The organism is Halomonas sp. 113, assembly GCF_904067645.1.
GTDB classification, from domain to species: domain Bacteria; phylum Pseudomonadota; class Gammaproteobacteria; order Pseudomonadales; family Halomonadaceae; genus Vreelandella; species Vreelandella titanicae.
This window is the reverse complement of the sequence record NZ_LR881453.1, coordinates 632640-655211: the sequence shown is the minus strand read 5'-3', so window position 1 is coordinate 655211 and position 22572 is coordinate 632640. Positions and strand designations below refer to the sequence as shown.

Sequence of the window (22572 nt, the reverse complement as noted above, 5' to 3'; positions counted from 1 at the left end):
AAAAGGCAAGCCAATGCCCGTGGCCTAAAACAATCACAACTATCCCTCTCTTAAGGTAAGGCAACCCTATGGCATCTACACGATACGCGCTGTTCACGGCAACGCTCTGTTCCGGCCTTAGCCTCCTTCTGGCTTCCCCCCTGTGGGCCTGGGATGGGGTCGTCGAGAAACAGACCTTTGAAATGGACAGCTTCACTACCCATGGCGGCGAGACGATCCCCAACGTCACGGTGGGTTGGGAAGCCTACGGCGAGCTCAATGACGCCCGCGATAACGTCATTCTAATCACCCACTTCTTCTCTGGCACCAGCCATGCGGCAGGCCGCTATGAGGAAAATGGGCAGCCGACCGGCTACTGGGATGCCATCATTGGCCCCAGCAAGCCACTCGATACCGATGAGTACTACATCATCTCCTCGGATACGCTGGTTAACCTGAATGCCAATGACCCCAACGTCACCACCACCGGGCCCGCCTCCATCAACCCTGACACCGGCGAGCCCTGGGGCATGGACTTCCCGGTCGTCACCATCCGCGACTTTGTCGAGGTACAGCGCGAGCTACTCGAAGGCCAAGGCATTGAATCACTGCATGCGGTGATGGGTGCCTCAATGGGCGCGCTACAGGCCTTCGAGTGGGCCAGCGCCTATCCTGACCGAGTAGAACGGCTAATCTCAGTGATTGGCGGCGGCGTTGCCGACCCTTGGCTGCTGGCAACCCTAAGCGCCTGGGCCGCGCCGATTCGTTTAGACGCCAACTGGAACGAGGGTAATTACTACGACGGCGAACCGCCTATCGACGGGCTAAAAGAAGCGCTAAAACTGGTGACACTCAACGCCAACCACTGGCAGTGGGCTAACGAAACCTTTAACCGCGATTGGGCCGACGAAGAACGCGACCCAGCCCAGGATATCAACGCCCGCTACGCGATTGAGAAAACGCTGGATGACATCGCCGCCGCCCGTGCGGCCACCTCCGATGCCAACCATCTGCTCTATCTGGTGCGCGCCAACCAAACCTTTATGGCAGGCCACGGCGACTCGCTAGAGGAAGGACTTGCCGCCATCGAAGCACCGACACTGATGCTGTATAGCGAAAACGACCTCGTCTTCGCGCCTGAAGGTGTGCGTCGAACCGCCGAGCTAATTGAGGCAGATGGCACTGAGGTGACGCTTGAAACCCTGGAAGGCGATCGAGGCCATTTGGATGGCGTTGTTTCCATCGACCAAGCTAGCGATACATTGCGGGCGTTTTTGCAGTAAGGGATTGAGCGCTGACTTTGAGTCTTAAACCCAGCACTGAAGAAGTTGCAATATGAGCCAGCCTTACCAGCCGCATCTCAGGCCAGAGCCTCTAAAACATTAGCGGCTGGCGTTCTCTTCGGCCACCTGACGAAGCGCATCGACAAGCACTTCAGCTGGCTGGGCGCCCGAAATCAGGTAGCGCCCGTCGAGGATGAATCCCGGCACGGCGGTAACCCCTGCTTTCATGAATCGCTGTTCTGCCGCTCGAACTTCGTCTGCGTACTGATCAGACCGGGCGATGGACTCGGCAATATCACCGTCAAGCCCGACCTCAATGGCCTTCTCGCGTAGAACTTCTGGGTCTGAAGGGTTTTTCGCCTCACCAAAGTAGGCATCAAACAGTGCCAATTGTAGGGGCGTCTCTAGGTTCTGCGTTGCAGCCCAAGCAAGCACGCGGTGGGCAGCGAAAGTGTTGTTCGCCCGACGCTCCTGGGCACCACGAAAATTTAATCCAAGCTCTTCGGCCACCGCCATAATCTCACGCTGGGACTGCGCCATGCTGGCAGCATCTTTGCCGTACTTGCGGCACAAGTGCTCCAGGATCGGCTCGCCCTCGGGCGGCATGTCAGGGTTGAGTTCAAAGGGCTGCCAGAAGAGCTCAACGTCGATCTCGCCATCAAGGGTTTCTAGCGCTTGTTCCAAGCGCCGATAGCCGATCGCGCACCATGGGCAGGCTACATCAGACACTAGGTCAATTCTCAACTTCTGCATGATAGATCTCCTCGTTGGGTTCGGTCGTCAGCGCTCAAACTGCGCTAAGCCTTGGCTTTTATCAAGCAACACCTAAACGCAACCCGCCTAGTCGGTTGTGCACTTTTTCCAACCCATTGACGGCGTTGGTAAGCAAAAGCCTCTTACTCACGGCTTAGCAGCTTACTAGTTCCAACGCTGGGGGTTGAACTGGTAACGAGGACTAAAGTTCGTCAGCACCAGGTGGGCAGCTCTGTCGATTCGGCAAACGCGGCAATCACGACTTTTCCTGGTTTGTGTTTGAAGATTAAGGAGTCATGACTTTCAAGAATGTAGCTTGCACCTTATCAAGAGAAAGGCAACCACACCCGATGCAGTCTGTCATCATATCTCTCAGTTCAATTAACTGCGTTATCTTCCTGTTTAGCTCGCCTCGCCACCTAGAGCCCAATTTGTCCCAATCAACAAGAGTGACACGGGTCTGATTCGGAAGCTCTTCAAGCTCAAATAAAATGCCTATAAGTTTATTTTTCGCGCCCCTCTTGACCTCAACCTTAGTTGAGGTTTCAGAATAGCCCTACGTCAAAGCCAACTCAATCTTATCGCTTCAGATAACATTTTTATTAAAAACGTGTAACTAAAACCAAACCAACACCCTTGAAAAAATCAACTCAGAGGATTTTAAAATGAAAGTACTTGCCTTCGGCGCTAGCAACAGCAAAAGCTCCATTAACAAAAAACTGGCTTTTTATGCAGCACAACAAGTCAGCGATGCAGATATTTCGTTAATCGATCTTAACGACTTTGAAATGCCAATATTTAGCGGAGAAAGAGAAAAGGAGTCTGGCATCCCTGAATTGGCGCATGCTTTTTACAACGCTATCGGTGAAGCAGATGTCATCGTAATGTCATTCGCGGAACACAATGGGACTTATACGTCAGCCTATAAAAATCTATTTGACTGGACATCACGAATAGATATGAAAGTATTTCAAAATAAACCCGTTCTTATGTTATCTACCTCACCTGGTCAAGGTGGGGCACAAAGTGTCTTAGCTTCCGCACAAGCGTCAGCTCCCTATTTTTCAGCAACCGTTATAGGCGCGCTTTCCTTACCAAGCTTTTTTGACAATTTTGACTTAGAGCAGGGTGTTGTCACTAACCAGCAGTTTAACCGAGACTTACATGGAATATTAATTAAAATTTAATTTTGTCTATTTTTGGGAAATCGTCTGCAGTCTGTCATCACAGGCGCTATAGAAACTTATAGCGCCTGCCATCACCAGTGGCAAAACCGCTGTGACTCGAAGGATATGACACCTGGAGAATGGCCTGGCTATGCGCTACTTCAGACCATAACAAGCTTCTTCACGTTAAGCTCTTCGCGATATTGGTCAGCATACCAAAGCGCATACTGGAACTGATGATTCAACCAGCTCTCTGCCAAGGTATCAAAAACAGTAGTCCGTTTAACTCGTTAGACGTCTTTGACTAGAATGGCTTCCCATATCGATTTTGGCATAGCGTACTTGTGCGTGATCATTTCTTCTAAACTGAGCATATTCCAGCCGCTTTGGAAAAGGTGCTCGATGGAACTTCGATCAAAAAAACGCTTGGGCTCGCCATGAACGGAGTAGTAGTTTGTATCGATCAAGGGGTGTCCCGAGGCACCGAAGTGATGATCGTTTGTCGAGTTCAACCGACAAAGGAGAATGCCGCTATCGTTCAGAGTGTCACGTATACGAGTGACAAGGCGCAGCGTCTCAGCCCAAGGGAAATAGTGTAACGATAGGCTCGCAACGACCACGCTGGCTTTTCCATTCTCAAGCGGGAAAGGATCGCGTAGGTCTTGAACAAAAAAACTCGCGTTGGGTACGCGGCCTCTAGCCGTTGTTACGGACTCTTCAGATAAGTCGAGTGCGACAAGGTCGACGCCAGCTCCAACAAGGATTGCGCTATCTTCACCAGCACCACAACCAAGCTCTAGGACTGGCCCGCAGTGAGCTCGATCAGTGATAAGAGGCAACCAGCGTTGGAGCCAGGGGTCTGAATACATGGGGAATCCTGAAGATATCTAATTAACAGTGATTTCATAAATTAATTTAACTCTACCCCATTGATTCCCACACGAGCAAAAATAAATTCAGCAGTGCTTAAAGCAACCATCGGGCGTATCTCGGTGCATAATCATCAAAGTCAGAGATAGCTTTTAAAATGCCTCAGCGGCGCATAGCACATCGACATATACCAAAATACGATCAAACTGATGAAAGTACATTCCGCCCTATACTGAGAAGCACCCAGTAATGATAAGGAGGCAGCTATGAAAAAAGCATTATTAGCGCTAATCGCTACGATGCTGATAAGCGGGTGTAGCAACACCACCGCATCAAACGCGCCCGCTTCAGATACTGCAACCGAGCAAAACCAGCCCCACCACCAAGTGACCGACCAATGGGTCGGCCGATGGACTGGCGTAGAAGGGTTATTCCTGGAAATCAGCAAGGACGAGCCTGCAGGCCCAGGGCATTATCTCCTTCACATGCGCTACGGCCTGGATGCCGATCAAGTCGGCACTTTCGAAGGGCAGGCCACCGCCGAGGGCATTAGTTTCAACCGCGGGGACGGCCCACAGCTGCTTCGTGCGGGCGACGGCGAAGCCACGGGTATGAAGTGGCTATTGGAAAAGGAAGACTGCTTGGTAGTCGCAACAGGTGAAGGCTATTGCCGCGACTGACCTGAGCGGTGATCACTCAAGGAGCGGCGGGATAAAAGCAGTTATTCAGCCGCTAGTTCAGCAAAGTGGCCCGCTTAATCCAGGGTGTACTTAAACCACCGCTGCTTTAAGCGGCAACCAGCCTCTTTACTTTAAGCTCTTTGCGATGCTGTTCGGCATGCCAAAGCTCGTATTGGGACTGCTGGTTCAACCAGCTTTCCGCAGAGGTATCAAACGCGATAGAAAGCCGCACCGCCATTTCAGGGCTAATACCGGCCTTGCCGTTCAGCACAGCACTGAGCGTTTTGCGACTCACGCCGAGCGCTTCCGCAGCGGCTGTAACAGTAAGACCAAGGGGCTCCAAGCAAAGCTCGCGTAATACTTCACCAGGATGGGGAGGGTTGTGCATCAGCATTGGCGGTACCTCAGTGGTAATCTTCATGATTCACTATCTCGGCATCTCCGTCCTCGAACCGGAACGTCACGCGCCAGTTACCACTCACCGTGACTGACCAGATTCCAGAGCGCTTACCTGAGGGTTCGTGCAAGCGAAGACCTGGCAAGTCCATATCATTGGCATCTGACGCTGCATTAAGTCGACCAAGAATAAGCCGAAGCCTCTTTGCATGCGCAGCCTGAATCCCTGCAGTGCTGCCGGATTTGAAGAATTTTGCCAAGCCTTTGTGTTTGAAGCTTCGGATCATCTATAAAATGTACCCTGCAACGTATCAGGTGTCAAAAACATGGTGCAAATCAAAAAGAGTCGATAAACGTGCTATGTCCCTACCGTTGATAACACAATTAGGTTAAAGACTACTCGCCCGCCACTTCAGTAAAGTGGCCCGCTTTATCCAGGGTGTATTCGCCAAAATCCCGCGCCAAATAAAGCGAGCCCGAGTAGACACGCTGGGCCTCCTTGCGAATGTCCTCAATGGAAGGCGACGCGTTAGGATTGAGCTGGTAACGGGGGCTGAAGTGCGTCAGCACCAGATTGGGCAACTGTACCGATTCGGCAAACGCCGCGACCAGCTTGGCGTAGCTATGCCCGACATCACCAGCCTTCTGGGCCATCTCTTCGGTGTAGGTGGCTTCATGCACCAGCACCTGTGCCCCCGCGCACGCTTCAAACAACAAATCAGGCTGATCATTGTCCCCAGCGATCACCACTTTTCTCGGCTTATGTTTGAAGATCAGGTAGTCATGGCTTTTTAACCGCTCCCCCTTAAACTCAACATCAACCCCTTGCTTCAACTGCCCCCACAACGGCCCTCTTGGAATCCCCTTTTGCGCTAGTTTATCCACATCCAAGGCAGCGTCGACCCTTGTCTCCGTAAACCCATAAGCATAGGACGGCGCCCGGTGTGAAAGGCTGAACGTGGTAACCGCAATGCTCTCAAACTCAACGCTGGGCAGGTCGTCCGAGTCGATAAACTCCAGGGCAAAGGGCAAACATAGCTGCGTAGCCTCACAGGTAGCCTCCAACCATGCCTTGATACCTGCGGGCGCCACAATGGTCAGAGGCGCTTTCCGGCCACCCATTCCCGCACTCGCCAGTATGCCAGGCAGCCCATAGCAGTGGTCGCCGTGCACGTGGGTAATCAAGATGGCTTTCAGCGAATGGAAAGACAGCTTCGTGTGCAAAACCTGATGCTGGGTGCCCTCACCACAATCGATCAGGTACCAGCCCTTTCCTTTGCTCTCTCGCAAGGCGATGCCGGAGACGTTTCTTATTTTGGTGGGTACACCGGCGGAGGTGCCTAGGAATAGTAAATTCATATCGCTTCCGTGCTCTCTCTTATGTACTCCATCTAGAACTAAGGCATCGGATTGCCAGCCAGCTAAATTTAAACAGTAGTGCTTTTACGATGCTCATTAGGCATATATTCATGCAGTTAGGGCCTACCTGCATTCGGCAAGCTCGGCTGGCGCCAATAGTTAGATCCTTATTTTCCTCACCTAATTTTGGCGTATTGTAGTACCGTTCTGCTACGCGCCCTCCCCAGAATTACATACGAGATAGTGATCACGTTAGCCATCGACCAACCGCTTTAAAAAACTCAGCTAGTTTCCTAGTTCCGCCGGAAAGTCCCAGAAGGGTTGGCCGGACTAACCGCCGCCTATCATAGGCACTACGTTGATCTAGATTGGCAATTTTTGTCGTCGAATTAGCTATTTTCCCACCCACTACGGCAGCTAGAGCGATATACAACCACCACCGTTGGTATCGATCCTGCTGATTGCTTGCGATTGCTGCGCTCGAATTTTCCTGACGAGTCCTAGAAACAACCAATGTTGGAATGATGCATTCACTAGCGAGAGCAACCGAATGTGTAATCATATATTTATCTACTAACCCTTCCGGTGGGTCAGGGAAAGAGGTGCAGAATGCAGATGGCACTTGTTGACAGACTCCAGACGGTCTAGCGTGTCGCCGAATACCTTCGCCAAGTTCTTCAATAGGACAAACAGTGCGGTTATATTGTTCGATCTCATTACGGATTTCGATGATCTCTTTTTCTGACACCGACCTGCTATTACCAGCGTAGATGTCAGCACTCTTAGTGGGGCCAAAGAGGTGAAAAGTGCCCGAACCATAGGCCGCGTATTCATTCAATGTTTGTTGCACATCAGAAGCCCATATACACGAAGGTGTTTCTGTCAGGCCTTCTGCCTTACAAACCTGATCGTAGCTCCGCACTTGATTCAATAAATACAAGCTCGCCTGTCGGCTTAGTCGATTTTCTTCGGCAAGGTGTGACGCATGGCGGTTTCCAACAGAGTCTGCTACGAAAAATATCCCAGCAAAAAGCGCCGTTGCATACCAGAGATGATCATAGTATCCGCGAAATTTATCATTCAGATAGAGGGTGTCGTAGACAATGACGATTATGCACCATCCAGTTAACAGACTAATAATCAAGAGAGGCACAAGGCCCAACGGGCTCCCTAGCGCACCACCTCCGCCAATGTAAAAGGAATCAGGAAGGTAGTTTATTTGCGGCCACTGCCCAGCAATGTTTAATAATCCGGGAAGCGCTAATACCCCAAAAACAACGGCTACACCCCGCCACCGAGCGATCACGAAGCCTGCAGCTAAAAGCGCGCCAGTTAATATAATCGAGTATATCAGCAGAAGGCCCAGTATCGGAGTTACTGCCTCTGCAGGTGACCAGTAACTTCCAACTATAACTCCATCATCATTTAGTTCTAAAAAGTTCGAAGATGCTAAGCCAATTCCCTCTAAAATCTGTTGAACGCTATACGCTGCACCGTAGAGAAATGCGATATAAGGAAATAAAAAAGACAAATCCGACTCCTAATTTATATTGCCTCTAAAAGCAATTATACAAGTTTCCATATGATTTTCTGAATTTTCCAATACATGCAGGCACACTATCTCGTCACTCATTTAGCCCCTCATTCACTAGACCCCTTTCTTTCAAAAGCAAGGATGCAACTACTCCCAAGCTACTTATAGCTAAGGGTAAAATCAACGCGAGTTGATAGCTTTGAAGGCTTGGAACAGTTTCGGGGTCAGCAGCAGAGACGCTATCAAGAATGATCCCAAAACCTGATTGAACCAAAGCAGCTGTCAGGAACGCCCCCATATTAACGAGAGCAGTCGCAAAGCCAACATTCGCCAAGGTGACTGACTCTTTGGTAGCCGCAAAAATGACCCCGACCGGCCCGCCAGAGAGTCCTAAAAGTACGAACAGTGCCATTGCCACTCCGCCAGGCTCCCACTCTGCAAACGCCATAAGCGCCCATACCGCGACGGATAACATAGCCGTCACAACAATGATGGGTTTCTTCGCGCCAATCCGATCAGCGGTCCACCCCCAAAATAAAGAACTCAAACCATACACCGTTAAAGCAACGGTGGCATATTGTGCTGCCTGCGCTGGTTGGATGCTGAACCCATCGGTCAATAGCGGTACAGCCCATAGCCCTAGAAACGCATACAAGGTTCCGTTGGTAGCCGCGACACAAACAAATAGTAACCATACCTGGCGCTCTCTAAGGACATATCGATTTCCGCGCAGTATTGGATGCACAGTCGTCTTGGCTTTCGAGTCACGTATCCGTTTTGGTGCTGGGTCGTCTTTACAGAAAATAAGCAGGCATGCAGTGGCCAATAAGGTTAAGGCTGCGAAGAAAAGGACGACCTCTCTCCAGTTGAACCAATGCAACAAATACGCTGTTGGGGTCTGCGCTATTACGCTTCCTAGCGCAGCCAGGAGCATGGTTGTACCCATAACAAGGGAATGGCGCTCTGGGGAAAACCAAGTAGCGTTGTAACTCATCAGGGCGACAAATACAGCTGATAGGCCCAGCCCCAATAACGCTGACCCCACAAGCAAAACGACAAGATTGGGCGCAAAACCAAAGGAAAAAGCACCTATCGCCGTTACTGTACCGCCGATAAAGCCACCCTTCCGTATCCCCACCGAGTCAGTAAAAATGCCAGCGGGTACCTGCATCAGCGTATAAATCCAGAAATGCATTGATGCCACAATGCCGAGCGTAGTGGCCGTTAAACTGAGTTCTTGCTGCATACTCCCTGAAAGGGTCGAAGGGGCGAAGCGGAAAAAAAATCCACTCATGAAGATACTAATGAGCAAGCACCAGCCTCCCCATTTGAGCCAGGTTATTGGAATCCGAAGGCGCCCCCCCATAACGGTACTTGTGCTATTCATACCCCGCCTCCAGGAGCCTTGTTTCGATTAGCTCCGAAAAGTAGGCGGCCACCGGCTCAACTGGTGTGAAATGCCCTCGCACACGATTGCTCAACCCTTCTAGTTGGTATTCACAAATCTGGTCATCCTCAAGAATTACTTGATCGAGTCTTTCGAAATAGTGTGGTGCGATCTCGTTAAAGTCATGCCTCGCCAGGGTTTCATCATGAAATGCGTAACCAACATTGACGCTTGTGCGAGTAGCTGAGATTGGCGTCTTCTGAATCCACCACATAACTTCGGGCGCAGTTACAATGAAAAAACCTGGCAGAATGACGCTGAAATGGGTGCCTTCTGCTGCTTCGCCGATAACGTCACGGGGAGTTGGAAAGGCGAGGTTACGTTTTTCAGGAAATAATGCTGGAGAAAGAGAGTTCTGATGATAAACACCAAACCAGTTGCTATCATGTTCTACCGGTTTAACTGGTTGGCTACCAATCGAGCGACTGTGAATGAAGTTGGTATGGAGAGTCTCCATATCTACTTCAATGTATAGCTTCCAATTGGTCGTTAATGCATAGGACTTTTCTTGAACACAATGCATTCTCTGAGTTTGGTGTGGTAGAGCTACCTTATCGATATAGTTGCCTAGATAGACCTCAAGCGGCATCTCGTTTTCTTTATTAAGATTGATGAATACCAAACCAGCTACAGCTTCACATTGAATTGGAACCAGATTTAAATCTAACTTCTTAAGATCGCTTCTTTTCACGCTCCCACCTAAACCGGGAGCGCTCGTCAAATTTCCGAATGTGTCGTAAGACCACTTGTGAAAAGGGCATCTAAAGTACGCATTCTTTCCGCAGCTTTCGCTCGTTAAAGGAGCCCCACGATGTCTACAGGTGTTTAGAAAGGCTCTGATAATACCGTCTTCACTACGAACAACGATGACACTGCGTTCCAAAAACCGACGGCTTACAAAACTTCCAACGTTAGGGAGAGAAGTCGACAGACAGGCAAAATGCCAGGCTGGAAAATGAATGGTTTGTAGTTCTCGTTCAAACCAATGCTCATCGATATAGCATTCAGGGCGGAGCATTTTTGAGAGGTTTGTTTTATCGCACCCACCCTCAACTCTAGTGTGTAAGGAACTAATCGTCTCTGTCATATTTGTATCCACGTGTTTGTTTTCAAAACAAGTGGTCTGAGCGTACAAAGCGACATGGGATAATTGGAAACGGAAATATTTGCTGAGGGGTATCAATTAATTCGATACTGGCTCAGAGTCCCTTTTACATCACCCGATCGCCACTTCAATTACTCAACATGCTCGGCGAATAAGACGAACCGACGGTAGGAGGTACCACAATGAAATGGAGCTTGGATCAGCTGCGCACATTTATCTATGTTGCAGATTTGGGCGGTTTTTCACGGGCGGGAGAGCGACTCTTTCTGGCCCAATCTACTGTTAGTTGGCAAGTTCAGCAGCTTGAACGCCAGATTGGCGTTCCACTGCTCTACCGCACTCCAAAAGGCGTTACCCTTACAGAAAAAGGCCATGCCTTCTATCTAAGGGCACAAAAGGTCATTAACGCAAACGATGAGGCTGAGCGATGGTTGGCGCAGAGTTTTGCTGATCGTCAGATCATTCGATTCGCCACCACAGATTGCTACGCAACTTGTCTGTTGCCAAGCCTACTTGAGCTTTGGAAATGTCAGTTTCCCAATGTTCAAGTGATATTGGATTGCAGCTTCAGCACTGATATCTGGAAGCGTTATAAAAACGGGGAATTCGATATTGCTCTGGCCCAGCATTGTCCTTCTGACATCGATGCAGAGCCTATCCGAGTTGAACCATTAGAGTGGGTCTGCGCTAGAAATTCGCTCGTTTGGAAACAGAGTACGCTACCCGTCGCTTTATTCGAGTACGGCTGCCCTGACAGAGAATTCATCCTAAATGCACTCAAAGGCGCAGGCCGTGAGTATAGAGTTGAGTTCGAAACCTATAGCTATGGAGGGCTTATGGCAGCAGTGGAAAGCGGAGCTGTCGTTTCGGCACTGCCCAAATCAACTATACCGCCCACCCTCAGGCGCCTTGATAGCCAGCATTGTCTCCCACGGCTGCCCTCTTTAAACGTAAACTTAGCAAGCCCCCAAAAAAGCAGTGATCACATTTGCAGCCAACTGTATGACGCTGTTGTACTGCACTTGGCTGAATACGAACAGAGTTTAACAACCAAAGGCGAGGAGTTACTCCAATAAGCACTGGTTCACCCTTCTAACAACTATGTCCGAGAATGACGTCACCCCATTTTCAGTAGCCGTGTATTCGCAAGGATGGTCGAAACACGGCCAACCTATTCGCCCGCCACTTCAGAAAAGTGGCCCGTTTTATCCAGCGTGTATTCGCTAAAATCCCGCGCCAGGTAAAGCGAGCCCGAATAGACGCGCAGGGCCTCCTTTCGGATGTCCTCAATGGAAGGCGACGCAAGGGGGTGGAGCTGGTAACGGGGGCTGAAGTGCGTCAGCACCAGATTGGGCAACTGTACCGATTCGGCAAACGCCGCGACCAGCTTGGCGTAGCTATGCCCGACATCACCAGCCTTCTGGGCCATCTCTTCGGTGTAGGTGGCTTCATGCACCAGCACCTGTGCCCCCGCGCACGCTTCAAACAGCAAGTCAGGCTGGTCATTGTCCCCAGCGATCACCACTTTTCTCGGCTTGTGTTTGAAGATCAAGTAATCATGGCTTTTTAACTGTTTACCCTCAAACTCAACATCAAACCCTTGCTTCAACTGCCCCCACAACGGCCCTCTCGGAATGCCCTTTTGCGCTAACTTATCCACATCCAAGGCAGCGTCGACCCTTGTCTCCGTAAACCCATAAGCGTAGGACGGTGCCCGGTGCGAAAGCCTGTGCGTGGTAATCGCAATGCTCTCAAACTCAACGCTTGGCAGCTCGTCCGAGTCGATAAACTCCAGGGCGAAGGGCAAGCAAAGCTGCGTGACCTCACAGGTAGCCTCCAACCATGCCTTGATGCCTCCGGGCGCCACAATGGTAAGCGGCGCTTTCCGGCCGCCCATTCCCGCACTCGCCAGTATGCCCGGCAGCCCATAGCAGTGGTCGCCGTGCACGTGGGTAATCAAGATGGCTTTCAGCGAATGGAACGACAGCTTTGTGTGCAAAACCTGATGCTGGGTGCCCTCACCACAATCGATCAGGTACCAGCCCTTCCCTTTGCTCTCTTGTAAGGCGACCCCGGAGACGTTTCTGGTTTTAGTGGGTACACCGGCGGATGTGCCGAGGAAGAGTAAATTCATATATTGTTTGTGATTACTTGTGTACTTGCTTTGGAAACAAGGGGCGGTCTGCCAGCTAGTTTTGGCTTTGCATATTAAAAGCCATAAGCCTATTATGAGCTATAATTACCTGATTTTCTTCAATTGAACTTTTTCATTGGAGAGTAGATAGTCTAATATTCAAACGTATCGAATTGAAATTGATATTAGATTTCCACTGTAAAGCTCTTTGATCGTCGCCACAAAGTTTTATACTAATCATGCTGACCACTCACCGTTAATTTTTCTAAACTTAACAAAGTTTGCGTATCAAAGTTTTTTGTACAGCTCAAAGCTATCTTAACGAGCTAATTTGGAAGGCAACATAAAACCAGTCCCTTTGATGCATTTTTCAGCGCCTCCGCCGACTTCGTTCGATGTACTCATTTATCCAATCCTGATCAAGTTCTAAGCGAACATTACGGCGCACCCCACCAATTATTCCGGAAATATAAATATAAGAAAAATGCTCTTGCTTAATATTTGCAACGGCCTCTCTGTCACCCCATTTTTCTTTGATTAAATTAGCAACACCATCAGGAATATTAAATTCGAGTTCAAACCAACCTTCATCTCCTATATTATAGTTTGCAGGTGTAAATCGCCACTCTCCATTTAGACGTCCAACTACATGGCAACGAACTGTGTCACTTTTAAATGCAGCTGGAGGCAACGGACTGGAAGTTAGAAGGTGTAGCGGCCAACGACCTTGTAACATCCCAAAATAAGAACCGCGAATTCTTTTTAGAAAGTCAACAAGATTGGTATTGATTAACTCCAGTCCACGTGGGGTTATGTATTGGTGAACATCCACTTCAAAAACTCTTTCCCTGATAGCATCTCGATAAAGCCTACGAACTTCCGAAATTGCAGTTTTACCGAACCCAGTTATACAAGATTCATCAAAATTCATTATAGAATTGATTAGGGGCTGAATCACTGGCACGTTTTCATATTGTATAAGAAATACTTGATGAGCTAATGCGTAATTAACAGTTCCACTGGTATAACCAGAAGTAGAGAAAATTGCCGAATGATAATTAAACCTTGGAATCTTGACGCTGGCATCATCACCGATTATTGAAAAGTAATTTTCTGATATATCTTTTAATACACCAACTGCGTTACGAACTACTTCGATACCAACTGGTCGCTTTTCTTGATAGCATTTAGCTTCTACCATCAAACGTAATGGATACATAAAAGCTGGTGATGACAGAAAACCTGCCAATGCATCAATTTGATGCCATGTACCTCGACCCCTAACTTCAAGCCCAGAATGCCCGCCTCTTAAACTTTCGTCAGTATTAAGAGGAACAGACTCGATAGTCTCGTAACCAAATTTTTCCAACAAATAAAGAACGGCCTCTTCTAAAAGAGCACCTCTTACCTGAGAAATATTTGCCACCAGTAACCTCCTTAATTATTCGAAGCATGAGCGCTTTCAATCTTTAGTTTTTTTGGGAGCTGTTGGTTCGGATTGCTAGTAACGTATCTTCTAGACGTGTTCAATTGATATCAGCTAACACAAAACTTCGCAGCTTTCCACGTGCAGATTTTTTACAGGCAAAGCCACAACGAAAAGCTTTTTTCTTTTCTTAGGCGCGCTATTCATTGGACTTTATTGGGGGAAGAAGCCCCAACTCTTTGGTCAGGAGATCCAAGCACTCTGATAATTCATCCTCCAAATAGAAAAATTCCTCAGCTTTCTTGTAAAGCGTATCCATATCGGAGTGACTTCCCAACGAGACCAGAAGAGCCTCATGTGCGATATAATTTCGTTGCTTACGAAGCTTATTTAATCGCTTCTTGAGATCTTCGTTTCGATTCAGCTTGTCAAACACATTCAAGAGCCGCTCGAGAGGGTATGTTTCTACATCTTTAATAGAGAAGCCAAAATGGATTCGATCCTCTACAAGTCTATGAATATAATTATACGCCTCACCAATATACGTTTTAAGAATGAATTCAAGGAGCTGGAAGCTGGTGAGAATGTCAACAGTTCGGCCTCTATAATATTGCTGTTCTTTACTAGGCATAGTTACTCCTTGTGATTCAAACCGCAACTTGCGCATTTTCATTGAGCATAGAGCACGAAGGATGCGCCCGAGTTAATCGCTTTATTAGTTATTGAATCTACTAACATTCTCAGATGCCCATTCAAATATTTCATCAGGATCAATCCTGGAAGATAAACGTATATTTTTTGTTAAATAAGCTAAAAATTGACCTTTATGAAATATCTTTGGCGGTGAACTCGCCATACTGTTATAGGCGCTGAGATGAGAAAACTGCTGTCCATACGGCGAGAATTTGTTAAGAAACGATGTTTGGGAAAACTTGTTTCCGTACGGGCCAAACTTATTAAATATGCTTTCACTGTCAAATTGACTTGGAGTTAATCTCCCTAGAAAAACTCCATCTTGCGCCTGAATAAATGACTCACCTCTCTGTTGCCGAGCCTCAGCTTCATTCTCTACAAATTCTCCCCTTGCAGCAGCAGCTGGATTAGACTGAAGGGTATAGAGAAAAGAGTCTGGTGATATTTTAGGTGTCACATAAGGGTTCGCGCTGACATAAAAACGAAACACACCATTAATGAACAATTTTGGTGGTACAGAGCAGTAAGGATTATTGATACTATATGCTCCATACTCACTACCATATGGAGAGTATTTATTAAATATACTTGTATTAGAGTATTGACTACCGAAAGGGCCATACTGATTTAATATAGACTCTTGATTATATTGATTTGCATTTAACTTCCCTAGCAATTGCCCATCTTGAGCTTGTAGATATGAGCCATCGTTAGTTGTAGCCTCGCGCGCTTGCTCAGAATGTAACTGGGCAAGTATCTGCTCTAGCAGTTCTTTAGTGCTATCTGACGACATTATTGATTACTACCATACAGCGACTGTAAAAGCTTCTGTATTTCTTCAGCAGCTTTAGCCTTAGGAAGTTGTGTAATTAAAACTGGAGCAGTAGCAAGGGCAATATTTTTATTTCTAACTTCTTTGATTTCCTTTAGTGGCCAGTATAGTAATCCTGTGGTTATAGCGGAAGGTGTAGACCAAGCGAATTGCCCAGTAATCAACGCAGTAACGAAGCAGGCAATACCAGTAACAAATAAGACAACGGTCAAAAGGATATATGTCCATTCAATCCTCTTGTTCTCTCGAAGAACAGAATCAATCCTAGATAATATGTCGTCTGTGCTTGTCATCTACGTTTCTTTTTTTAAGACTAACAGTAATAAGGAGAAGGCATTATAACCTTAAAAAACGTGTCCGCGCATTTTCTGAGGTTATGAAACCAATTTGCCTGACTCTATCCCATTGGTTAGCTTCGTAGCAAAGAAAAAGTTGGAAAATTACCCCAAATCGCATGTTGAGGCGGTTTTCTGCCTGTTAATACAGCTACTAGCTTATTGTCAAACTCACTAACTCCCCACCAAACCACTGCTGCTTTAACCCCCGCTGCTTTTCCAACAACAGCGTTAGGTAGTCGCGCATGGGATGGGCTGAAGGCAGCGCGGCAAGGTGCTTGCGCAACCGCCGCTGGTAAGGAAACTGCTCGGCAGGCATGTGCAGCGACGTGGCGTTTTGGGTGAGCCATTCGATGTTGGGCAGGAGCAAGTGAGTGGCGTTACTATCCATTGCTTGGCTTACGCCTTTGGGATCGAAATCACCGACGTAGATATGTGGTCGATGGGTTTTGTACCAAGCCTCGGCCAGCAAGGAGAAACCGCCGCCGTAGTGGCTGTCGCCACGGTAGACGACCAGCGGGTTGGCATAGCCGTTTAGCGCTGAAATATCCGGCGAGAACTCATAGAAGCTGTCCAGGTTTTCGACCTGAATTAGAGCGCTAAACGCGCTTAGCTTTAGCCCCAGTACATCCACATCGCGAATAGCGCGTGGTTCGTTGGCAAGCCCTGCTATTGGCTGCGGCGGAAAGCTGACGAGTACCCGCCGTGCACGGGGGCTTTCGCGGGTTGCTTTGTCTTCCTCTACGCCCTCTTTCGCTTGGGCACTGCTGGTCAGGCCGCTGAGGGAGCGGCCTAGCGGTGCCAAGCGGGCGCTCTCTAACACGTCATTAATCTGCGCCAGCAAGGCGGTGTCAAAGCGCAACGCTTTACTGTTGATTCGCGTGGCCAGGTCAATGTCGTGCTGGTGGCACCAGGCCACTACGTCGTCTACCCACTGGCGGCGGGGCTTCTCCACCGTGGGTTGGCGGAGAAGTTCGCGGGCGACGCCGTTAAGGCCATTGCGTGCACGGCTGGGTAGGTTCATACGGCCAGCTGCAGTTCTACATCGTGGATCAGGCGCAGGTGATTGAATTGGCTGGCCTGGCTCTCCTGCTGTTTGAGTCGAAATGCCTTCTGATCGCTGCGCGGCAGGCCCTGGTATTCGGAAATCACCTGGAACAGCCAGATTTCATCCGGCCATTCCAGCGGGCTTTCGTGTAGGTACTCAAGGGCGCTGACCGGCTCCGCCTGGGGTTGGTCGATCACGCTCAAATAGAAGTGTTCCACATCCTGCTTGAGCGCCTGCTGGCGGGCGGCGGCTAAGCTGCTTTCCTGGGCTTGGGCCGGTGCCGCGGCTTCAACCGTTTGCGTGGTGTGGCGCGGTTGGGGTAGCTGGTGCAGCAGATCGGCGAGCAATCGGCTATCCAGGTTGCGATCCAGCGCCGGGGCGGCCGCCGCGCTTAGCGGGGCGGCTTGATTGACCAGCCCTGGTACCTCGCTGCGCCTTGCATAGTTGCCGGGCACAAAGCCGGGGTGTTCGCGCATAAAGGCGGCCATGCCGCTGATCAGGCGGCTGCGCGCCTGCTGCTTGCGAAAGCGCGCCATCAGTTCGATCAAGCGCCGCTGCACTTCGCGCAGACCGGTGTAGTGGTTACTTAACTGCTGCTGCAGTTGGCTGATCAATAGCTTGCGCAGGCTGCCGTCGCTGCCCACTAGCTCGATCAGCTCGTCGAAGTCGATCAGCGCCAGGCCATCCAGTAGCCTGGCGATCTGCTTCTGGGCGCGGTCGTTTTCGCGGATCTTGTCGTTGAGTTGGCTGACGAAACCAAAATCGCTATTTAACCGCTGCCATAAGCTATCGATGGCATCGGCGAAGCGCCCGTTCAGGTCGTCGACTTCCTGACGCAGGCGCATCAACTGCTGCTCCAGCTTCCAGTGCTCGCCGCGGCTGCGCGCCTCCCGGTAGCTGTGCACCAGAGCACGAATCAGCTCCAGGGTTTCCGCTACATCGGCATTCACATGGCGGCGGGTCTCGTCGGCGAGCATCTCGGCGATCAGTTCGCGCACCTTGGGCGCCAGCTTTACGCCGCTCTGCTCATCCGGTCGCCATAGAATGCGCGCCGCCAGCAGCTTGCGCAGCGCGCTATCGCTAAGCGATTCCAGCGGCACTTCATCGCGGGTGTAGGCCTGCATCAGTACATCGGCATGCTTACCCAGCAGCGCCAGCCGTTCACTGCCGGTTTTTAGCAGGCGGCTTTCGAGTGCATGCTCACCGCCACTCACAGAAGGGCCTCCTGAGCGCCAGAGCCCTCCTCGCTGCCCTCTTCGATGGGCAGGTTCTCTTCATCGCGAATAAAGCGCACCAGATCCACCAGGTAGTCGATCTTGCCGGTGACCACGAACACCTGCCGCTCTGAATGGGGCTGAAGCAGGTAGCCGTGCTCTTTCAAGCGCTTGAAGACCTGCTTTACCTGGGCATCGAGCTGGTCACTTTGCGAGCCAAAGAAGCTGTCGGTGGCCAGGCGCTCCAGGCGTTCACGCAGGCTTTGGTTGTCTTCGCACTTGGCACTGAACTCGGCGGGTTTGAGCACATCGCCGGGGGCGGCCAGGGTATCGCGGCCCAACGCCTCTTGAACCAGCTGTAGCCACTCCAGCAGCGGCAGCAGGCTGTTGAGCGTATCGCCGAGCTGGCGGGAGAGCTGATCCCGGGCGTTGTCATTGAGCTGACGCCAGGCGAGAAAATAGACGCTGCCATCTTCGTTGCTGGCCAGCCGCCGGTTAAGCGGCCGCAGGTAGGCATCGATCTCCTCCCGGGTCTCTTCATTGGTGAGATGGCGATAGCCGCTCTCATCGCTGATCGGGCAGACAAACTCCCCGGCCAGCAGACGCTCTAGCAGTGGGCCATGTTCGATCATACCGTCACCTCCTGCTGACGTTCCTGGAGCCGTTCGGCTAGGCGGCTTAGCCGTGGCTCGATGCGTTTTAACACCCGCTTATTGGGGTTGGCGTCATCGCGATCAATCAGGTAGCGGTTGGCGAACAATAGCAACACATCGGACTCGGGGTTGGGAAACGCGCCGACGATATGAATGCGGTTGCTGTCACAGGCGTCGAACAGTTTTTCGACGTTGTGATACGCCAGGGTGCCGATCTCATCAATAGGCCAGTGGATGGCGATCTCCGCATCGCCGCGCAGCAAGCGGGTAAAGGCGAGTAGGAACTTGCACAGAATCAGGTACGCCATGCCGTGGCTGGAGGACTCCAGCAGTTGGCGGTCGTTTTTGATCACCAGATCGGTGCCGCCTTCGTTCAGGTGCAGCTCCAGGCGCAGCAGGCTTTCAAAGCTGTACTGCTGGTCGCTGCGCAGCAAATCGACCACGTCCGCCAGGGCATTGAGGTAGTCGTCGCTGGGTAGCGTCTGGCCGGATTCCCGCCACTCTTTATAGCGCTGGGCAAACAGCTTCAGCGGCTCCCAGAAGCCCAGCTCATCAATGGTGGACTGGATGCGCACTTCGGCCTTGGTGATGCCTTCCAAACGCAGGTCATCGGCGACCTCTTCAGAGAGTCGGCGGCTTTGGGCACTAATACGTCGGTTCAGATCGCGGAACACAGTGAAGAACTTATCCAGGTCGTCGCTTAGGTTGCGCCCTTCCTGAATCAACTGCTGCTGTTGATCTTCGAGCAGTTTGAGCATGTCGCGCAGTAGCGGCAGCTGTAGGCGCGGGTTGTCGCTTTGCAGCTTGCTGCGTTCGCTCTCCAGCGCTTCGGCGAAGCCGCTGCTGGCGTCCTTGATCAGTTGGCTTTCGACCTCCAGGCAGCCACGGCGTAGCTGCTCGATGAGCTGGTGGCGATTGCCCAGCGCCTGGCGGGCGCGCTCGATGCGCTCGTCCACATCGCCCAGCGGCGTACCGGGCGCTTGGCCGTCGGGTTCGATGACCAAGGTTTCCAGCTGCGTAAGTAGCGGCTTCAAGGCTTCAAGGCAGGCGTATTCGCTCTCCCGCTGGGTTTTCAGCGTGCTGACCGTGCTTTGGTGGGTTTTGCGCGCGGCCTGAAAATCGTTTTTCAGGTGTTCTTTATCCCGCTGCAGCTGCTGTTCGGCCTGCTCCAGCTCGGCCTCCTGAGCGACCAACTGCGGCTTGTGCTGGCCCCACTCGACGCGCATAAAGCGGGTGTATTCGGTGAGTTCATCCTGACGGGCGGCGGTGACGCGAATGCGTTCATCCTGGCTTGCCAGCCGCTCCTTGGTATCTTTTAGCTTGGCGGGGTCAACGCCCTGCTCGGCCAGTTCCTGGCTAAAGGCCTCTTCCAGTTCCGCACGCTGGCGCTTGTGTTCGGCATTGGCATCGCTCAACTGCTGCTTATACTGGCGCAGTTGGGCATCCAGGCTATCCACCTGGCTCTGGCCGTCGGCCTTGAGCTCCAGCAGTTGGCTTTGATGGGTCTCGCTAAGGGCGGCGAGCGCCTGCTGCTTCTCTTCGCGCAGCTCCTTTTGCGCCTGCTCCTGGCTGGCTAACGCGGTTTGATGCGCTGCGCGGCGCTCCTGCTGGCGCTTGGTGTGGCGCTCTTGCTGCTGGCGGCGGGCCTCTATCGCAAACTCGACTTCCTGCTCGGCGCGTTTGTGGGCCATGCGGCCCTGATCTTGGGCTTCATCGGCCTGCTGCACCCGCTCGTTATGCTGCCTGAGCGCTTTCTCGGCGGCCTGGCTCTCTGACTGCACCCGGCGTTTGGCACTATCGGCTTCTTCGATGGCGGCCAGCAGGCTGGCTTCATCCTGGGCGTAATCGGGCAGGGCAATGGCGGAAAGATCCAGAGCCAGCCCGAACAGGTCATCGCTTGCGCCTTCTGCCAACTGCGGGGCGAGGTCACGCCGCTCTAGCAGCTCTGGCGCAATCACCTTGCCTAACTGCTGCTCCCAACCGGGGCGGTGATAGCGCAGGAAATGGCGCAGGCTGCCCTGCTCCGGGTCGCGCTGCTGATAGAGCGTAAAGCAACGCTGCTCGGCGCGCTCCAACTGTTGGCGAAGTTGCACCAGCTGCTGTTCGGCACTGTCGCGCTCGCGTTTGCGGCTTTCAAACTCCCGGCGCAGGCCATCCAGAGTAGCAGCGGATGCGTTGCGCTCCTGCTGGGCCTGATCCAGGCGCGCCTGGGCAAGCTCCGCCTCGGAAGCCTCTTCGGCGGTCTGGGTCGAGAGCGAGAGCTGCGCTTTTAGCTCAGCTAGCTGTTCGACGCCGAGTTCCAGTTGCGCCTGGTACTCGCCCTCCAGGCGTTGGCGCTCCTGCTGATAGCGTTCGTTGAGCCGCTGTTCGGACTCCCACTGTTGTTCCCGGCGCAGGGCTTTCTCTTCGACCAGGGCGTCGATCAGTTCCTGGGATTCACGGGTCTGGCGGGCCAGCGCCTCAGACAATTCACGCAGCCGACCATCCAGGCGCGCCTGGCTCTCTTTTACTGCGTCCTGCATCACGTTTAAGTGGGCACGCAGTTGGTCGCGCTGCTCCCGCCACTGGGGCAGCGCGTTGATATCGCGCTCCAGGGCAGGCATATCCGCATCGGCGTATTGCTCGTACTGGGTTTGCAGGTCGTTGAGGCGGCGCTGGGTCTGCTGCAAATCACTGACCACTTCGCTGTGGCGGTCGTTCAGCGCGTCCCGCGCCTCACTATAGTCGCTCTCCCGCTGCTGGAATTCGCGCTGATGGCGGGCAAGCTCAGCATCCACATCGGCCAGGCGGCGCTCTGCCTTCTGGCGGTCGTCTTCCAACTGGGGCTTCAGTTGCCACAGGGTGGCATCCAGGTCAGCGAGTTCTCGATCGATACCGGCGAGCCGGGCAAGGGAGGCCTGCAGCGGTTCCAGGCGCATGGATTGGCGCATCTGGGCAATCCACTCCCGCGCCTTGGTATTGCGAATTCGAGTCACCGGGAGTTCAACACCATCCTCTTCGAAAATCGCCGCCAGCATGGTTTTGAGGGTGTCCATCTTGCCCTCTTTGGCATGCACTGCTGACACCAGCTTTTCGATATGGCGGATGCGTCGCTCGGGTTTCACCAGGCTGAACTGCGACGCGATCTGGCGCAGCTTGAGGCCATCGCGGCTGTTGCCATGCAGTTGGGTAAAGTCGTTCTGGATCACCGAGCGGAATTCAGAGGTAGCGCCCAGCTTGGGCGACACCGGCGTGCCGTTGCGCCGCAGGCCGCTGGCCCACTGGGTGTAGTCCAGCGCCGCCACGCCCGCGTCGCTCTCCACCAGATAGTCTTCCGGCTGGTAGGGCGCGCCGACAAAGCGGTATTCCACCCCGCCCTCGGCCTTGCGGGTCAGCACCGCCTGGCAGATGTTGCCCGCTTCGCGGCGGTATTCGTACACCAGGTAGCTGTTGCGGTGGGGCAGGTAGAACGCGTCGAACTTCATGCGCGTCTTGGGCACGACCTTGTTGGGTAGCTCGCCGTAAAATACCGGCACCAGGCGCTGTAGCGTGGTTTTACCGGAGGCGTTGGTGCCGCAAATATTGGTGTGACCGTCCACACTCAGTTCGACCACGCCTTCCAGGTGGCCGTGAATCATCACGATGCGTAGCAGGTGGGCCATGCCGTGTCCTTTCGATGACTATTT

21 protein-coding genes are annotated in these 22572 nt (G+C 51.8%); 4 read left to right on the top strand and 17 right to left on the bottom strand.

The genetic code is table 11. The annotated features are described in order from the left end of the window. Positions 1–68 precede the first annotated feature (68 nt). Positions 69–1262, top strand: a complete 1194-nt coding sequence (locus YERSI8AC_RS03270; RefSeq protein WP_159176084.1) for an E22 family MetX-like putative esterase — start codon at positions 69–71, stop codon at positions 1260–1262. 99 nt (positions 1263–1361) lie between these two features. Here YERSI8AC_RS03270 and YERSI8AC_RS03265 read toward each other — a convergent pair whose 3' ends face one another. Further along, the gene (locus tag YERSI8AC_RS03265) at positions 1362–2015 is read right to left on the bottom strand and encodes a DsbA family oxidoreductase (protein ID WP_159176083.1); all 654 of its coding nucleotides are present in this window, start codon (positions 2013–2015) and stop codon (positions 1362–1364) included. Between the two features lie 665 nt (positions 2016–2680). On the opposite strand from YERSI8AC_RS03265, the gene YERSI8AC_RS03260 reads away from it, so the two are divergent. Next, positions 2681–3202 (top strand): NADPH-dependent FMN reductase, encoded by a 522-nt coding sequence (locus tag YERSI8AC_RS03260; protein WP_138800923.1) that lies wholly within the window; start codon positions 2681–2683, stop codon positions 3200–3202. 269 nt (positions 3203–3471) lie between these two features. On the opposite strand, the gene YERSI8AC_RS03255 is transcribed toward YERSI8AC_RS03260, so the two are convergent. Further along, entirely contained in the window at positions 3472–4050 is a 579-nt protein-coding gene (locus YERSI8AC_RS03255) for a class I SAM-dependent methyltransferase (RefSeq protein ID WP_022520031.1), read from the bottom strand. A 267-nt stretch (positions 4051–4317) separates the two neighbouring features. Here YERSI8AC_RS03255 and YERSI8AC_RS03250 point away from each other — a divergent pair, with 267 nt between their 5' ends. After that, positions 4318–4731, top strand: coding sequence for a hypothetical protein (locus YERSI8AC_RS03250; protein ID WP_159176082.1), 414 nt, complete (start codon positions 4318–4320; stop codon positions 4729–4731). A 106-nt stretch (positions 4732–4837) separates the two neighbouring features. Here YERSI8AC_RS03250 and YERSI8AC_RS03245 read toward each other — a convergent pair whose 3' ends face one another. The 6 genes from YERSI8AC_RS03245 to YERSI8AC_RS03220 form a co-directional block, all read right to left on the bottom strand. Then, positions 4838–5125 (bottom strand): HigA family addiction module antitoxin, encoded by a 288-nt coding sequence (locus YERSI8AC_RS03245; protein WP_022520034.1) that lies wholly within the window; start codon positions 5123–5125, stop codon positions 4838–4840. A 10-nt stretch (positions 5126–5135) separates the two neighbouring features. Then, the gene (locus YERSI8AC_RS03240) at positions 5136–5414 is read right to left on the bottom strand and encodes a type II toxin-antitoxin system RelE/ParE family toxin (RefSeq protein WP_159176081.1); all 279 of its coding nucleotides are present in this window, start codon (positions 5412–5414) and stop codon (positions 5136–5138) included. 109 nt (positions 5415–5523) lie between these two features. Next, positions 5524–6486: a ribonuclease Z gene (locus tag YERSI8AC_RS03235; RefSeq protein ID WP_159176080.1), complete on the bottom strand. Its 963-nt coding sequence runs from the start codon at positions 6484–6486 to the stop codon at positions 5524–5526. Positions 6487–6733: 247 nt separating this feature from the next. Then, positions 6734–8017, bottom strand: coding sequence for a hypothetical protein (locus YERSI8AC_RS03230; RefSeq protein WP_159176079.1), 1284 nt, complete (start codon positions 8015–8017; stop codon positions 6734–6736). 94 nt (positions 8018–8111) lie between these two features. Further along, positions 8112–9332: an MFS transporter gene (locus YERSI8AC_RS03225; protein WP_159176078.1), complete on the bottom strand. Its 1221-nt coding sequence runs from the start codon at positions 9330–9332 to the stop codon at positions 8112–8114. 67 nt (positions 9333–9399) lie between these two features. Then, positions 9400–10554, bottom strand: a complete 1155-nt coding sequence (locus YERSI8AC_RS03220) for an aromatic ring-hydroxylating oxygenase subunit alpha (RefSeq protein ID WP_159176077.1) — start codon at positions 10552–10554, stop codon at positions 9400–9402. A gap of 200 nt (positions 10555–10754) precedes the next feature. On the opposite strand from YERSI8AC_RS03220, the gene YERSI8AC_RS03215 reads away from it, so the two are divergent. Further along, positions 10755–11648, top strand: a complete 894-nt coding sequence (locus YERSI8AC_RS03215; protein WP_159176076.1) for a LysR family transcriptional regulator — start codon at positions 10755–10757, stop codon at positions 11646–11648. Positions 11649–11743: 95 nt separating this feature from the next. Here the strand turns inward: YERSI8AC_RS03215 and YERSI8AC_RS03210 are convergent, their stop codons facing one another. The 9 genes from YERSI8AC_RS03210 to YERSI8AC_RS03170 form a co-directional block, all read right to left on the bottom strand. Next, positions 11744–12706: a ribonuclease Z gene (locus YERSI8AC_RS03210; RefSeq protein ID WP_159176075.1), complete on the bottom strand. Its 963-nt coding sequence runs from the start codon at positions 12704–12706 to the stop codon at positions 11744–11746. 370 nt (positions 12707–13076) lie between these two features. Continuing rightward, entirely contained in the window at positions 13077–14132 is a 1056-nt protein-coding gene (locus tag YERSI8AC_RS03205) for a hypothetical protein (RefSeq protein WP_159176074.1), read from the bottom strand. A gap of 199 nt (positions 14133–14331) precedes the next feature. Next, positions 14332–14763 (bottom strand): hypothetical protein, encoded by a 432-nt coding sequence (locus YERSI8AC_RS03200; RefSeq protein ID WP_159176073.1) that lies wholly within the window; start codon positions 14761–14763, stop codon positions 14332–14334. Between the two features lie 84 nt (positions 14764–14847). After that, on the bottom strand, positions 14848–15618 hold the full coding sequence (locus YERSI8AC_RS03195) for a hypothetical protein (RefSeq protein WP_159176072.1): 771 nt from the start codon (positions 15616–15618) through the stop codon (positions 14848–14850). Continuing rightward, positions 15618–15950 carry a hypothetical protein gene (locus tag YERSI8AC_RS03190; RefSeq protein ID WP_159176071.1) on the bottom strand — a complete coding sequence of 111 codons (333 nt, stop codon included), beginning with the start codon at positions 15948–15950 and terminating at the stop codon, positions 15618–15620. The genes YERSI8AC_RS03195 and YERSI8AC_RS03190 overlap by 1 nt, the downstream gene beginning before the upstream one ends. A 196-nt stretch (positions 15951–16146) precedes the next feature. Further along, a complete protein-coding gene (locus tag YERSI8AC_RS03185; RefSeq protein WP_159176070.1) occupies positions 16147–17016 on the bottom strand; it encodes a DUF7281 domain-containing protein in 870 nt (289 codons plus the stop codon). Then, positions 17013–18254: a hypothetical protein gene (locus tag YERSI8AC_RS03180; RefSeq protein ID WP_159176069.1), complete on the bottom strand. Its 1242-nt coding sequence runs from the start codon at positions 18252–18254 to the stop codon at positions 17013–17015. Before YERSI8AC_RS03180 ends, YERSI8AC_RS03185 begins: the two co-directional genes overlap by 4 nt. Next, a complete protein-coding gene (locus YERSI8AC_RS03175) occupies positions 18251–18886 on the bottom strand; it encodes a condensin complex protein MksE (protein ID WP_159176068.1) in 636 nt (211 codons plus the stop codon). Before YERSI8AC_RS03175 ends, YERSI8AC_RS03180 begins: the two co-directional genes overlap by 4 nt. Continuing rightward, positions 18883–22548, bottom strand: coding sequence for an ATP-binding protein (locus tag YERSI8AC_RS03170; protein ID WP_159176067.1), 3666 nt, complete (start codon positions 22546–22548; stop codon positions 18883–18885). The genes YERSI8AC_RS03175 and YERSI8AC_RS03170 overlap by 4 nt, the downstream gene beginning before the upstream one ends. Positions 22549–22572 lie beyond the last annotated feature (24 nt).